Origin of the sequence: Streptomyces sp. NPDC051133 (genome assembly GCF_040682635.1) — a bacterium.
GTDB lineage: Bacteria > Actinomycetota > Actinomycetes > Streptomycetales > Streptomycetaceae > Streptomyces.
On sequence record NZ_JBFBBK010000063.1, the window covers coordinates 33,292 to 46,428 of the forward strand.

Below are 13,137 nucleotides of genomic sequence, written 5' to 3' on the forward strand. Positions count from 1 at the left end.
TCAGGGCACTGAGTATTTCAGCGAGGTGCCCTTCACGCTGTCACCGCAGGCAGAAGCCGTCAAGACCATGGGATTTGTGCGACGGCAGCGGGCAGACAGGCGAGCGGTGCGGCGGGTATCGTTCAGTACACCGACGAATCGATCAGGGGAGCGCGCATGGCCGCGGCGGACCTCGCCACCCATCCCGGGCACCTGGCCCGGCGGCTGCAGCAGGCGCACTACCTGCTGTGGAACACGATGGTTTCGGAGGAGATCACCTCGCCGCAGTTCGCCGTGCTGAACGCGCTCGTCGCCGAGCCGGGCCTCGACCAGCGGACCGTGGGGGAGCGGGTGGGCCTGGACCGGTCGACCATCGCCGAGGTCATCAGCCGGCTCGGCCGGCGCGGGCTGCTGCACAAGGTGCGCGACCCGCAGGACGGCCGGCGCTTCCTGCTCCGCCTCACCGACGACGGCCTGCGCGCCCACCGCAAGCTGACCGTGCGCACCGCCCGGATGAACCAGGTCTTCCTCGCCCCGCTGTCCGCCCGGGAGCAGACCGTGTTCTTCGACCTGATCCGCCGGGTCGCGGACGCCGCCGAGGACCTGCGCAACCCGGGCGAGCCGACGGCGGCCCGGCAGGCTTGAGCGGCCCGGGTGCACGGTGCCGGGTCAGGAGGGGACTCGGCTCAGGAGGGGGCCCGGCTCAGGAGGGGGCCTCGGCGAAGACGACCCACACCTGTCCGCGGGCGAAGTTCAGCGGGCCGCCGTCCGCCGTCGTGAACGCCGTACCGCCCGTCGCGGCCGGCCGCGACCAGGAGGCGTCGAAGGACCGTCCGTCGCGCAGCACCTGCGCCCGTCCCGAGCCGACCGTCTCGGTGTACGGCGTCGGGTTGCCGAGCACGTCGTGGTACCGGGACGTCCGTACCGTCACGTACTGCACCACGACCGTCGCCGGTGCCGGCCGCCCCGCGTCGGTGGTCACCGTCGGGACGCCGTCCATGGCGACCAGCCAGCCGTGCCGCGCGGCGGACCAGGTGAAGGTGAAGCGGGCGGCGGGATAGCGGACGGTGCGCGAGGCCGTGGGGGTGCCGCCGGACGGGGCGGCCCCGTAGCTGAAGCCCGTCGTCAGGGCTCCCCGGCCGGGGGCGGAGGGCAGCAGCCGGGCCGGGTGCAGATAGAGGTCGTGCGGCGCGGCCCTGCCCGGGCCCCGGTAGTAGGCGCCCGGGGCCCCGTCGGGCGTCTCCGGCCGCAGCGGCGCCCGGTCGATCAGCGGCAGCAGCTTGCGCTGGGCACCCGAGAAGGCGAGGGTCGGCCGGTCGAACTGGCGCAGCAGTTCGAGGTCGGACTCGCGGGCGCTGCGCACCGGACCCACGGTCTTCGGCAAGGTGGTCGCGTACACCGCCATCAGCCGGCTCAGGCCGCCCTCCACCTGCTCCGCGTAGACCACGTCCGCCGCGCCGAGGCCGGTCTGAGGGCGGGCTGCGGGCACATTGTCGATCTTCACGGCGAGCGGTGAACCGGCCGGCGCGACGGAGCGGCCCGGTGCCGGGATCGTGGCCGGCGTGCGGGCCGGTGCCGGTGCCGGGCCGTGGCCGGCGCGGTCGTGGTGGCTGCAGCCCGCCGTCAGGGAAGCGGCAAGCGCGGCGGTCACGACGACCGCCGCCGACGCGGCGCGGCCCATGCGCGCTCTGTGTCTCATGCCCACCGTTGCCCCCGTTCCCCTGGTCCGATTGTGCGCTCATCGGGTCATCACCCGCCATACCCGGTCGCTTCCGGTTGCTTTCGGTCGCTCCCGGCCGCTTCCGGTGGCGCTCGGGCGGCGGGGGTGCGCAGACGCGGGGCCGCGGACCGCCGTGACGGGCCGAGCGGGTTCCGGACGCGGGCCGCGCGCCGGCCGGGCACCACGGGCCGGGTTCGGCGCAGGTGGACACGGGTACCCGGCTGCCACCCGAGACGGGGCCCCGAGACAGGGCGCAGACACCGCAGACCGGACGCGCCAGGGAACCGGCGCGCACGCGACCAAGGGAGCGCGACCCCATGAAGGCAGTCACCTGGCAGGGCAAGCGGGACGTACGGGTCGAGGACGTGCCCGACCCGCGGATCGAGGAGCCCACCGACGCCGTCATCCGCATCACGTCCACCGGACTGTGCGGCTCTGACCTGCACCTGTACGAGGTGCTCACACCGTTCATGACCCCCGGCGACATCCTCGGACACGAACCGATGGGCATCGTCGAGGAGGTCGGCCCGGGCGTGCCGGACCTCGCGGTCGGGGACCGGGTCGTGGTGCCGTTCCAGATCGCCTGCGGCAACTGCTGGATGTGCCTGACCGGGCTGCCCACCCAGTGCGAGACCACGCAGGTCACCGGGGAGCACATGGGCGCCGCCCTGTTCGGCTACACCCGCCTGTACGGCGCCGTCCCCGGAGCCCAGGCCGAGTATCTGCGCGTGCCGCAGGCCCAGTTCGGGCCCATGAAGGTGCCCGAGGGCCCGCCGGACGACCGTTTCGTCTATCTCTCCGACGTCCTGCCCACCGCCTGGCAGGCGGTGGAGTACGCCGCCGTCCCGCGCGGCGGCACCCTCGCCGTCCTGGGCCTCGGCCCGATCGGCGACATGGCCTGCCGGATCGCTCTCGCCCGCGGCGCCGAGCAGGTGTTCGGCGTCGACCTGGTGCCCGAGCGGCTCGCCCGGGCCAACCGGCGGGGCGTGCGGACGTACGACCTCCGGGCCTTCGACGACGAGAAGGCGCTGGTCCACGCGATCCACGACGAGACCGGCGGCCGGGGCCCGGACGCCGTGATCGACGCGGTCGGCACCGAGGCGCACGGCAGCGCCGCCGCCAAGCTCGCCCAGACGGCCACCGGGATGCTGCCCCGCAAACTCAGCGGGCCGCTCGCCGAACGCTTCAGCATCGACCGGCTGGCCGCCCTCCACATGGCCGTCGACCTGGTCCGGCGCGGCGGCACCATCTCGCTCAGCGGCGTCTACGGCGGCATGGCCGACCCGATGCCCATGCTCACCCTGTTCGACAAGCAGATCCAGCTGCGCATGGGGCAGGCCAACGTCCGCCGCTGGAGCGACGAGATCATGCCCTACCTCACGGACGAGGACCCGCTCGGCGTCGAGGACTTCGCCACCCACCGGCTGCCGCTCGCCGACGCGCCGCACGCCTACGAGATGTTCCAGCGCAAGGAGGACGGCGCCGTCAAGATCCTCATGCAGCCGTAGCGCACCGTGCGGTCGTGGCTTCCGGCGCGGCGGCAGCTCTCCGTACGGCGCGGCGGTAACTTTCCGTGCGGCCGTGGTCAGGCCCGGTCCCGCTCGCCGAGGATCTCCGCCAGGTCGTAGCGCACCGGCTCCTCCAGCTGCGCGTAGGTGCAGCTCTCCGGAGCGCGGTCCGGGCGCCAGCGGCGGAAGCGGGCCGTGTGCCGGAACCGCTGCCCGTTCTCCATGTGGTCGTACGCCACCTCCGCCACCCGCTCCGGCCGCAGCGGCACCCAGGACAGGTCCTTCTTGCCCGACCAGCGGCTCGGCGCACCGGGCAGCCGGGCCGTCTCGTGAGCGGCCTCGTCCGACCAGGCCGCCCACGGGTGCCCGGCCACGTCGTCCATCCGCAGCGGCGCCAGCTCCTCGACCAGCTCGGCCCGCTTCTTCATGGCGAACGCGGCCGACACGCCCACGTGCTGGAGCCGGCCGTGCCCGTCGTACAGGCCCAGCAGCAGCGAGCCCACCACCGGGCCGCTCTTGTGGAAGCGGTACCCGGCCACGACCACGTCCGCCGTCCGCTCGTGCTTGATCTTGAACATGGCCCGCTCGTCCTGCCGGTAGCGCAGGGTGAGCGGCTTGGCGACGACCCCGTCGAGACCGGCTCCCTCGTACTGCTCGAACCACTGCTGCGCCACGTCGAGATCCGTCGTCGCGGGCGCCACGTGCACGGGCGGCGTCGCGTCGGCGAGCGCCCGTTCCAGCAGCGCCCGGCGTTCGGTCAGCGGCACCTCGAGCAGCGACTCGTCGTCCAGCGCGAGCACGTCGAAGGCGACGAAGGAGGCCGGGGTCCGCTCCGCCAGCGTCCGTACCCGGGAGGCCGCCGGATGGATCCGCTCGGTCAGCGCGTCGAAGTCCAGATGGCCCTCGCGCGCGATGACGATCTCCCCGTCCAGCACGCACCGCTCGGGCACCCGCTCCTTCAGCGCCGCCACCAGCTCGGGAAAGTACCTGGTCAACGGCTTCCCCGTACGACTGCCCAGCTCGACCTCGGCCCCGTCCCGGAACACGATCGCGCGGAACCCGTCCCACTTCGCCTCGTAGTGCATCCCCGGCGGGATCTTCGCCACCGACTTGGCGAGCATGGGCTTCACGGGCGGCATGACAGGGAGATCCATGGGACCGATTCTGCTCGTGTACCTCCCCTTCTGCCCGGTGTGCGAGGTATGCGGGGTGCGCCTACCGTGGCCGCATGGGCGATGCGGTGGAACTGGACGTGGGCGGCCGGACCGTACGGCTGTCCAGCCCGGACAAGGTCTTCTTTCCGGAGCGGGGTTTCACCAAGCTGGACCTCGCGCGGTACTACGCCGCCGTCGGCCCCGGCATCCTGCGCGCCCTGCGCGACCGTCCCACCACCCTGGAGCGCTACCCGGACGGGGTGGGCGGCGAGTGGTTCTTCCAGAAGCGGGCCCCGAAGGGCATGCCCGACTGGATCCCGACCGCGCACATCACCTTCCCCAGCGGCCGCAGCGCCGACGAGATGTGCCCCACCGAGCAGGCGGCCGTCGTGTGGGCCGCCCAGTACGGCACCCTCACCTTCCACCCCTGGCCGGTCCGCGCCACGGACGTCGACCACCCCGACGAACTCCGCATCGACCTCGACCCGCAGCCCGGCACCGACTATGCCGACGCCGTCCGCGCCGCCCACGAACTGCGCGCCGTCCTGGAGGAGTTCGGCGGGCTGCGCGGCTGGCCGAAGACCTCTGGCGGCCGGGGCCTGCACGTCTTCGTCCCCATCGAACCCCGCTGGACCTTCACCCAGGTGCGGCGCGCCGCGATCGCGGTCGGCCGGGAGATGGAACGCCGGATGCCCGAGCACGTGACGATCAAGTGGTGGAAGGAGGAGCGGGGGCGCCGGATCTTCCTGGACTACAACCAGACGGCCCGCGACCGCACCATCGCCTCCGCCTACTCCGTACGGCCCCACCCGCACGCCCCCGTCTCGGCGCCGCTGCGCTGGGACGAGGTCGGCGTGGCCCAGCCCCGCGACTTCGACCTCGCCACCATGCCGGCCCGTTTCGCCGAACTCGGCGACGTGCACGCCGACATGGACGACCACGCCTACTCCCTGGAGGCCCTGCTGGAGCTGGCCCGCCAGGACGAGCACGACCACGGGCTGGGCGATCTGCCGTACCCGCCGGAGTATCCGAAGATGCCCGGCGAACCGAAACGGGTCCAGCCGAGCCGGGCCCGACGCGAACCGACCACCTGAGGCGCGCCGAGGGAGCGGCGGGCGACCGCGCGGCCCCGGGTGCCGTCCGGGTGCCGGGCGGCCCTGAGCGCCGTTGGCGTGCCGGCCGGCCGTGGGTGGCGCGTGACCGGCGGAGGCCGTGCCCCGGGCGTGGCGGCGGCGAGCAGCCGTCCGGTCCGTGTCCCGGCCGGCGGGTTCGCCGCACGCGGCCAGGACGCGGCGGCAGTCGGCCGGCAGCCGTCCGGCAGCGCCTCGTCCGAGACGACGTCGTAGCGGATGTCGCCCCGGCGCGCCGGATCGTCCGACGCCAGCCCCCGCAACAGGTCCGGCACCTCCGTCGCCGAGTCCGTGTACGCATTGCCCCCGCGACGCCCGGTCGACGTCCTCGATCCCGCTGAACATTTCGGCCTCCCCCTGGTCCGCGGCCGGCGTCCGCCACTGATCACAGCATGCGGCACGGCACTGACAACGGCCCCCGCCACGGGGGATCATGCTGGGGTCGTCCCGGTCCAGGCCCGGTTATCCTGGCCGGCAGCCGCCGAGGAGGAGGCCCGAAGTGACCGAGGCAGTGTCGCGTCCGACGCTGGAGGCCGTGGCCGCGCGGGCCGGGGTGTCCCGGGCCACCGTGTCCCGGGTGGTCAACGGCGGGGACGGGGTCCGGGAGCCACTCGTCGAGCGGGTCCGGCAGGCCGTTGAAGAGCTGGGCTACGTCCCCAACCAGGCGGCGCGCAGCCTCGTCACCAAGCGGCACGACGCCGTCGCCGTGGTCATCGCCGAGCCGGAGAGCCGGGTGTTCGCCGACCCCTTCTTCGCCCTCCAGTTGCGCGGCATCAGCAAAGAGCTCACCGCCCAGGACAACCAGTTGGTGCTGCTGCTCACCGAGGGCCGCGACGATCACGCGCGCGTGGCCCGTTACCTGGCCGGGGGCCATGTCGACGGCGCGCTCGTCTTCTCGCTGCACCTGGACGACCCGCTGCCCGGCCTCATCCAGGACGCCGGCGTGCCCACCGTGTTCGGCGGGCGGCCCGGCTGGGGCGACGACGGCGGGACGCCCGGCTCCGCGCGGACGGCGGCCGCGGGGCGGCACCGGGGCGTGGTGTACGTCGACTGCGACAACCGGGGCGGGGCCCGGGCCGCCGTACGTCACCTCGTGGGCCTCGGCCGCCGGCGCGTCGCGCACATCACCGGCGCCCTGGACCAGACCTCGGCGGTGGACCGGCTCGACGGCTACCGGGACGTCATGGCCGAGACGCCGGGCGGCGGTGATCCCCGGCTGGTCGTGGAGAGCGACTTCACCCCGGCCGGCGGCGAGCGCGCCATGCGGGAACTGCTGGAGCGGTGCCCGGACGTGGACGCCGTGTTCGCGGCGAACGACCTGACCGCGCTGGGTGCGCTGCGCGTGCTGCGCGAGAGCGGCCGGCGGGTGCCCGCGGACGTGGCCGTGATCGGCTTCGACGACATGGTGCCGCTCGCCGAGCAGACCGATCCGCCGCTGACGACGGTCCGTCAGGAGATCGAGGAGATGGGTCGGCTGATGGCCCGCCTGCTGCTGAGCGGCCGGCCCGCCGCCCGCGACCGCACGGGCACCCGGCAGACGTCGGCGCCCTCGCCGGCCCCGGCCACCGACGTCATCCTCCCGACGACCCTGATACGCCGCGCGTCCGCATAGCGCCCCTGCCTGCAGCCCCCGTATTCCCGGCGCACCGTGGCAGCGGGGCCGGCGCAGGCCGCCTCCGGCGGCTCCCTGCCGGTGCCCGGCCGGGCAGCCGCGAGCCACCGACCGGCCGACGGCGGCCGGCCCGCCCGCCCCGGCCGCCGGGCCCCGTCACCGCCCGGGGCGGCAGGCCTACGCGGCCTCCGGCGACTCGCTCTTGATGACCGCGAAGCGCACGCCGTACGGGTCGGTGAGCTTGGCGATGCGGCCCACGCCCGCCAAGGTCGTCGCCGGCATGCGGACCGTCCCGCCGAGCCGCCGCGCCTTCTCGACCACGGTGTCGGTGTTCTCGACCTCGAAGTAGGGCAGCCAGTACGGGCCGCCCTCCGCCTCGGCGGGTGCGTCGGCCAGCGGCACCATCCCGCCGAACATGGCGTCGTCACCGGCACCGGACGGGTTGACGCAGGTGTACGTCCCGCCGGGGAAGGGCACGCCGGAGGTCTCCAGGCCGAGCGCCTGGTGGTAGAAGGCGGCGGCCGCCGCGATGTCCGGCGTGTACAGCTCGACCCAGCACAGCGCGCCCGGTTCGCCCGCCACGTCCACGCCCTTGGTCATCCCGGGCTGCCAGATCCCGAACTTCACCCCGGCCTGGTCGGCGAGGACCGCCATGTGTCCCTGCCCCATGACGTCCAGCGGCCCGAACAGCACCCTGCCGTGGGCCTGTTCGACCGCCTTGGCGGTGTCCTGCGCGTCCTCGCTGCGGAAGTACACCGTCCACGAGGGCGGTCCCTGCTCGGGGCCGGCCTGGGATCCGCCCGCGACGGTCCTGCCGTCCAGCTGGAAGAAGCCGTAGCCGCCGGCGTCCGGCCCCGCCGACTGGAACTGCCAGCCGAAGAGGCCGCCGTAGAAGGAGAGGGCGCCGTCGATGTCGGGGGTGGTGACGTCGATCCAGTTCGGGGCGCCGGTGACGAAACGGGTGGTGAGCATCTTCGCCCTCCTCGGAAGGGGTCCGGTCCTGCGCACTGCCGAGTCTGGCACCCGCCACCGACAATCGCCGCCTGAGTACCGCGACGCGCCGGGCCCCCGTCCGCGCTCACCCTGGGTGACCCGGCGCGTTCACCCGGTTCTCGTTCTCTCCCGCGCGCCGCCGTGCGCGAGCGCGGTCCCGGGGAGCATCATCGGGGCGGCCGGAGGCCCCGAGGGCGCCGTTGACCGCGCGTTGATCGAACGTTTTTCGCCGCGCGGCACGATCCTGGCCATGCACTTCGAGACGATCACCCCGGCCGACGACACCTGGCAGGCGCAGGCCCTGTGCGCGCAGACCGGGCCGGACTTCTTCTTCCCCGAGCCCGGCAGTTCGGTGCGCGACGCCAAGCGGATCTGCGCCATGTGCGAGCTGCGCCCGGCCTGCCTGGAGTACGCGCTGGCCAACGACGAGCGTTTCGGCGTGTGGGGCGGGCTCTCCGAGAAGGAGCGCCTCGCCCTGCGGCGCACCTCCCCCTGAGGCCGCCCGGCGGCGCCGGTCAGCCGCCGGCGCGGGCCGCCATCCGCGCCTTCCGCGCGGCCAGCTTCTCGTCGAACTTGCTGGCCTCCGCGTCCAGCCCGCCCATGAACAGGCCCAGTTCCTCCTGCGCCTGACGGCCCTCGGGGCCGAGGCCGTCGATCTCCATGATCTTCAGGAAGCGCAGCACCGGCTGCAGCACGTCGTCGTGGTGGATGCGCAGGTTGTACACCTCGCCGATCGCCATCTGCGCGGCGGCCCGCTCGAAGCCGGGGATGCCGTGACCGGGCATGCGGAAGTTCACCACGACGTCCCGGACCGCCTGCATGGTCAGGTCGGGAGCGAGGTCGAAGGCGGCCTTCAGCAGGTTGCGGTAGAAGACCATGTGCAGGTTCTCGTCGGTCGCGATGCGGGACAGCATGCGGTCGCAGACCGGGTCGCCGGACTGGTGGCCGGTGTTGCGGTGGGAGATCCGCGTGGCCAGCTCCTGGAAGGCGACATAGGCGACGGAGTGCAGCATCGAGTGCCGGTTGTCGGACTCGAAGCCCTCGCTCATGTGCGACATGCGGAACTGCTCGAGCTTGTCCGGGTCCACCGCGCGCGAGGTGAGCAGATAGTCGCGCATCACGATGCCGTGCCGGCCCTCCTCGGCCGTCCAGCGGTGCACCCAGGTGCCCCAGGCGCCGTCGCGGCCGAAGAGCGAGGCGATCTCGTGGTGGTAGCTCGGCAGGTTGTCCTCGGTGAGCAGATTGACCACGAGGGCGATGCGGCCGATCTCCGTCACCTTGGACTGGTCCTTCTCCCACGCCTGTCCGTCCTCGAACAGCCCGGGGAAGTTACGGCCGTCGGTCCACGGCACGTACTCGTGCGGCATCCAGTCCTTGGCGACCTTCAGGTGCCGGTTCAGCTCCTGCTCGACCACTTCCTCCAGCGCGTACAGCAGCCGCGCGTCGGTCCAGGCGGACGGGCTGCCGAGGTGAGGGGAGGTGATCGTCACGGGAACTCCAGGGGGACGCCGGGCAGAAGGGGGAGTGAAGAGGACGGTCCGGCGAGCGGTGCCGGAAAACCTACGAGATCGTAGGCTACGAATCCGTAGGTTACGAAGCCGTAGGTTAAGGCTGTCGTAAAGATCCCTGATCAGCGTGTGGGCGGGGCGTTTCCGGCGATGTCCGCCGGCCCTGCGGGACGGCCCCGGGACGCGCAGGTCCCGGGGCCGTCGGAGTGATGGATTCACCCGATCAGGCGTACAGCTGCCGCAGGCGCACCGAGAGGCATGTCACACATCCCTCGAGCTTCTCGAACTCGCTGATGTCGACCGTGACCACCTCGTGGCCGAGGTCGGTCAGCAGGTCCGCCGTCTTCGGGGCGCTCGCCGCCATCAGCAGCTTGTGGCCGCCGAGCAGCACCACGTGCGCGCCGGACTCCTCCGGCACCGACAGGAAGCCCGGGAACAGCGACGGCCGGTCCACCTTCGGGATGTGCCCGATCACGGTGCCGTCGGGCAGCGCGGTCACCGCCGACTTCAGGTGCAGCACCTTGCTCACCGGCACGGCGACCACGCGCGCGCCCAGCGGTTCGAACGCGGCCCGCAGTTGCTGCACACCGGCCGCGTTGGTGCGTCCGCCGCGGCCGACGTACACCGTGTCGCCGGCCTTCAGGACGTCGCCGCCGTCCAGCGTGCCCGGCTCCCAGATCCAGTTGACCGAGCAGCCCAGGCGGGCCACCGCCTCCTCGACGCCGGCGGTCTCCTGCCGCCGGGACTCGGCGCCGGGCCGGGTGATCAGCGCCACGTTCTTGTACATGACGACGGTGTCCTCGACGAACACCGCGTCCGGGCAGTCGTCCTCGGGGTCGACCTCGATCGTCTCCCAGCCGTGCGTGCGCAGCGCCTCGACGTAGGCCTCCCACTGCTCGCCGGCCAGCCCGGCATCGACCTTCTCCCGCTCGATGTGCGTCACCAGGCCTTCGGCGAGGCGGGGGCCGGGGCGGCGGACGAGGGCCTTCTTGCTGGGCACGAGGGGCCTTTCGAATCGGTGGTGCGGCTTTCGGTGCCGGTGACACGGCCCCGGTCCGCCATCATGCAGGGCGCCGCGGCCTGGACAAAACCCTCGTTGTCAGGCTGTGGCCCTCCTGAGACGTGCGGTACCGGCACCGTGCGGGCCTCTCCCTAGGCGGACCGGCCCAGCTCCTGCGGTGTGGTGTCCGTCAGTTGCCCCTCCTCCATCAGCAGCCAGCGGGTGATGCCGATCGACTCGAGGAACGGCAGGTCGTGGCTGGCCACCAGCAGCGCGCCCTCGTACGCCTCCAGCGCCGAGGTCAACTGCCGCACGCTCGCCATGTCCAGGTTGTTGGTCGGCTCGTCGAGCAGCAGCAGCTGGGGCGCCGGGTCGGCGAGCATCAGCGCGGCCAGGGCCGCCCGGAACCGCTCGCCGCCCGACAGGGTCGCCGCCTTCTGGTCGGCCCGCGCGCCCCGGAACAGGAAGCGGGCCAGGCGCGCCCGGATCCGGTTGTTGGTGGCGCCCGGCGCGAACCGGGCCACGTTCTCGGCGACCGTCAGGCCGTCGTCCAGCACGTCCAGCCGCTGGGGCAGGAAGCGCAGCGGGACGTGCACCCGTGCCTCGCCGGACACCGGTTCCAGCCGGCCGGCGACCGTCCGGAGCAGTGTCGTCTTGCCGGCGCCGTTGCGGCCGACCAGCGCGATGCGCTCCGGGCCGCGCAGATCGAGGATCCCCTCGACCCGCGCGCCGTAGGCCGTCACCAGGTTCTCCAGGGTGAGCACCTCCCGGCCGGGCGGCACGGCCGTGTACGGCAGGTCGACGCGGATCTCGTCGTCGTCCCGTACGGCGTCCGCCGCCTCGTCGAGGCGTTCCCTGGCCTCGGCGAGCCGTTCCTCGTGCATGATCCGGTGCTTGCCCGCCGACTCCTGCGCGGCGCGTCTGCGGGCGCCCATGACGATCTTCGGTTCGCGTTTCTGCTCGTACATCTTCTGCCCGTACCGCTTGCGGCGGGCCAGCTTGACCTGGGCGTCGGCCAGCTCGCGCTTCTGCTTGCGCACGTCGGCCTCGGCGACGCGCACCATCCGCTCGGCCGCCTCCTGTTCGACGGCCAGGGTCTCCTCGTAGGCGGAGAAGTTGCCGCCGTACCAGGTGACCTCCCCGGAGCGCAGCTCCGCGATCTGGTCGACCAGGTCGAGCAGTTCCCGGTCGTGGCTCACCACGACCAGCACGCCCGGCCAGGCGGAGACGGCCTGGTACAGACGGCGGCGCGCGTACAGGTCGAGGTTGTTGGTGGGCTCGTCCAGCAGCAGCACGTCGGGACGGCGCAGCAGCAGTGCGGCCAGCCGCAGCAGCACCGACTCGCCGCCGGACACCTCGCCGACGCCGCGGTCCAGGCCGATGTGACCGAGGCCGAGTTCGCCGAGGGTGACGAGGGCGCGCTCCTCGACGTCCCAGTCGTCGCCGAGCGTCTCGAAGTGCTCCTCGGCGGCGTCACCGGCCTCGATGGCGTGCAGCGCGGCCCGCCGCCCGGCGATGCCGAGGACCTGGTCGACGCGGAGCGCGGTGTCCAGGTGGACGTTCTGCGGCAGGTGGCCGACCTCGCCGGCCGCCTTGACGGTGCCGTCGGCCGGTACGAGTTCACCGGCGAGCAGCTTCAACAGGGTGGACTTGCCCGAGCCGTTGACGCCGACGAGCCCGGTCCTGCCGGGTCCGAAGGCGATGTCCAGGCCGTCGAGGACGACGGTGCCGTCGGGCCAGGCGAAGGAGAGGGACGTGCAGGTGAGGGAAGATGACATGGAGGCCTCGCAAGGGGTGCGCGTGCGGTCGGGTGGGCGCATCTCGAGACACCGCGAGGCGGGAACCGAAGGGCCTGGGCACGCAGAGGCCGGAAAAAGAAGAGGGGCCTGTGCCTGAGGACGGCTCGGACGCCGAGGTCGTACGCCGCGCACACCTCACCGGTGCGAACGCGGTGTCTCAGGACCTCAGACGAGCAACGTCCTTCTCCAATCGACGGCAACAGAACCGCTGTACACCGTAGGAGAGCGCCGAGAGGCTGTCAACGCGATTGAACACGGTGCCTCTGCCGTGGCAACAGCCGGGCACCCCTCGCGCACGCATCACCGCGTGCGGCAGGCGCAGCGTAACGCGACGCCCTTTCGGGAACAACGCGCGGCGCAGAGCACGTGTGCCGGTTCAGCCGATGAGTTTGCGGCGGTTGTGCGGTCTACCTGCCGACTAAGGGAGCGCATCATGCGCAAGATCATCGTTTGCACGTTCCTGACGCTGGACGGCGTCATGCAGGCGCCAGGCGGTCCGGACGAGGACGCTCAGAGCGGCTTCGAGCACGGCGGCTGGCAGAAACCGGTGTCCGACGACGAGGTCGGCACGGCGATCGCCGGTTGGTACCAGGCCTCCGACGCGATGCTGCTCGGCCGCAAGACGTACGAGATCTTCGCGTCGTACTGGCCGACCGCCGATCCCGGCAACCCGTTCACCCATCGGATGAACAGCATGCGCAAGTACGTCGCGTCTCGGACCCTGACATCCGTCG

At 72.7% G+C, this 13,137-nt stretch carries 12 protein-coding genes; 6 read left to right on the forward strand and 6 right to left on the reverse strand.

What is annotated here, in order from left to right; all coding sequences use genetic code 11:
• Positions 1 to 156: 156 nt before the first annotated feature.
• Positions 157 to 624, forward strand: coding sequence for a MarR family transcriptional regulator (locus AB0N17_RS39375; RefSeq protein ID WP_366016480.1), 468 nt, complete (start codon positions 157 to 159; stop codon positions 622 to 624).
• 58 nt (positions 625 to 682) lie between these two features.
• Here the strand turns inward: AB0N17_RS39375 and AB0N17_RS39380 are convergent, their stop codons facing one another.
• The gene (locus AB0N17_RS39380; RefSeq protein ID WP_366016481.1) at positions 683 to 1,678 is read right to left on the reverse strand and encodes a DUF3048 domain-containing protein; all 996 of its coding nucleotides are present in this window, start codon (positions 1,676 to 1,678) and stop codon (positions 683 to 685) included.
• Between the two features lie 338 nt (positions 1,679 to 2,016).
• Here AB0N17_RS39380 and AB0N17_RS39385 point away from each other — a divergent pair, with 338 nt between their 5' ends.
• Complete coding sequence (locus AB0N17_RS39385; protein ID WP_366016482.1) at positions 2,017 to 3,207, forward strand: zinc-dependent alcohol dehydrogenase; 1,191 nt, start codon at positions 2,017 to 2,019, stop codon at positions 3,205 to 3,207.
• 77 nt (positions 3,208 to 3,284) lie between these two features.
• Here the strand turns inward: AB0N17_RS39385 and AB0N17_RS39390 are convergent, their stop codons facing one another.
• A complete protein-coding gene (locus AB0N17_RS39390; protein ID WP_366016483.1) occupies positions 3,285 to 4,361 on the reverse strand; it encodes an ATP-dependent DNA ligase in 1,077 nt (358 codons plus the stop codon).
• Positions 4,362 to 4,435: 74 nt separating this feature from the next.
• On the opposite strand from AB0N17_RS39390, the gene ligD reads away from it, so the two are divergent.
• Both ligD and AB0N17_RS39400 read left to right on the forward strand, forming a co-directional pair.
• Entirely contained in the window at positions 4,436 to 5,455 is a 1,020-nt protein-coding gene (gene ligD, locus AB0N17_RS39395; RefSeq protein ID WP_366016484.1) for a non-homologous end-joining DNA ligase, read from the forward strand.
• 535 nt (positions 5,456 to 5,990) lie between these two features.
• Complete coding sequence (locus AB0N17_RS39400; protein WP_366016485.1) at positions 5,991 to 7,103, forward strand: LacI family DNA-binding transcriptional regulator; 1,113 nt, start codon at positions 5,991 to 5,993, stop codon at positions 7,101 to 7,103.
• Positions 7,104 to 7,280: 177 nt separating this feature from the next.
• Here the strand turns inward: AB0N17_RS39400 and AB0N17_RS39405 are convergent, their stop codons facing one another.
• Positions 7,281 to 8,075 carry a VOC family protein gene (locus AB0N17_RS39405; protein WP_366016486.1) on the reverse strand — a complete coding sequence of 265 codons (795 nt, stop codon included), beginning with the start codon at positions 8,073 to 8,075 and terminating at the stop codon, positions 7,281 to 7,283.
• 271 nt (positions 8,076 to 8,346) lie between these two features.
• Between AB0N17_RS39405 and AB0N17_RS39410 the strand changes: the two genes are divergently transcribed.
• Entirely contained in the window at positions 8,347 to 8,592 is a 246-nt protein-coding gene (locus tag AB0N17_RS39410) for a WhiB family transcriptional regulator (protein WP_366016487.1), read from the forward strand.
• 19 nt (positions 8,593 to 8,611) lie between these two features.
• On the opposite strand, the gene AB0N17_RS39415 is transcribed toward AB0N17_RS39410, so the two are convergent.
• The 3 genes from AB0N17_RS39415 to AB0N17_RS39425 all read right to left on the reverse strand — a co-directional run bounded on the left by AB0N17_RS39415 (position 8,612) and on the right by AB0N17_RS39425 (position 12,382).
• Positions 8,612 to 9,586: an acyl-ACP desaturase gene (locus AB0N17_RS39415; protein WP_366016488.1), complete on the reverse strand. Its 975-nt coding sequence runs from the start codon at positions 9,584 to 9,586 to the stop codon at positions 8,612 to 8,614.
• 241 nt (positions 9,587 to 9,827) lie between these two features.
• The gene (gene ddaH, locus AB0N17_RS39420; RefSeq protein ID WP_366016489.1) at positions 9,828 to 10,604 is read right to left on the reverse strand and encodes a dimethylargininase; all 777 of its coding nucleotides are present in this window, start codon (positions 10,602 to 10,604) and stop codon (positions 9,828 to 9,830) included.
• A 152-nt stretch (positions 10,605 to 10,756) separates the two neighbouring features.
• Positions 10,757 to 12,382 (reverse strand): ABC-F family ATP-binding cassette domain-containing protein, encoded by a 1,626-nt coding sequence (locus tag AB0N17_RS39425; RefSeq protein ID WP_366016490.1) that lies wholly within the window; start codon positions 12,380 to 12,382, stop codon positions 10,757 to 10,759.
• Positions 12,383 to 12,836: 454 nt separating this feature from the next.
• On the opposite strand from AB0N17_RS39425, the gene AB0N17_RS39430 reads away from it, so the two are divergent.
• A partial coding sequence (locus AB0N17_RS39430; protein ID WP_366016491.1) for a dihydrofolate reductase family protein occupies positions 12,837 to 13,137 on the forward strand: 301 nt, incomplete at its 3' end.

Excerpts from the sequence above, each read along its gene's own strand:
- AB0N17_RS39405 (WP_366016486.1), bottom strand. The coding sequence starts at position 8,075 with ATGCTCACCACCCGTTTCGTCACCGGCGCCCCGAACTGGATCGACGTC.
- AB0N17_RS39425 (WP_366016490.1), bottom strand. The coding sequence starts at position 12,382 with ATGTCATCTTCCCTCACCTGCACGTCCCTCTCCTTCGCCTGGCCCGAC.
- AB0N17_RS39380 (WP_366016481.1), bottom strand. The coding sequence starts at position 1,678 with ATGAGACACAGAGCGCGCATGGGCCGCGCCGCGTCGGCGGCGGTCGTC.
- AB0N17_RS39385 (WP_366016482.1), top strand. The coding sequence starts at position 2,017 with ATGAAGGCAGTCACCTGGCAGGGCAAGCGGGACGTACGGGTCGAGGAC.
- AB0N17_RS39390 (WP_366016483.1), bottom strand. The coding sequence starts at position 4,361 with ATGGATCTCCCTGTCATGCCGCCCGTGAAGCCCATGCTCGCCAAGTCG.
- AB0N17_RS39375 (WP_366016480.1), top strand. The coding sequence starts at position 157 with ATGGCCGCGGCGGACCTCGCCACCCATCCCGGGCACCTGGCCCGGCGG.
- ligD (WP_366016484.1), top strand. The coding sequence starts at position 4,436 with ATGGGCGATGCGGTGGAACTGGACGTGGGCGGCCGGACCGTACGGCTG.
- AB0N17_RS39410 (WP_366016487.1), top strand. The coding sequence starts at position 8,347 with ATGCACTTCGAGACGATCACCCCGGCCGACGACACCTGGCAGGCGCAG.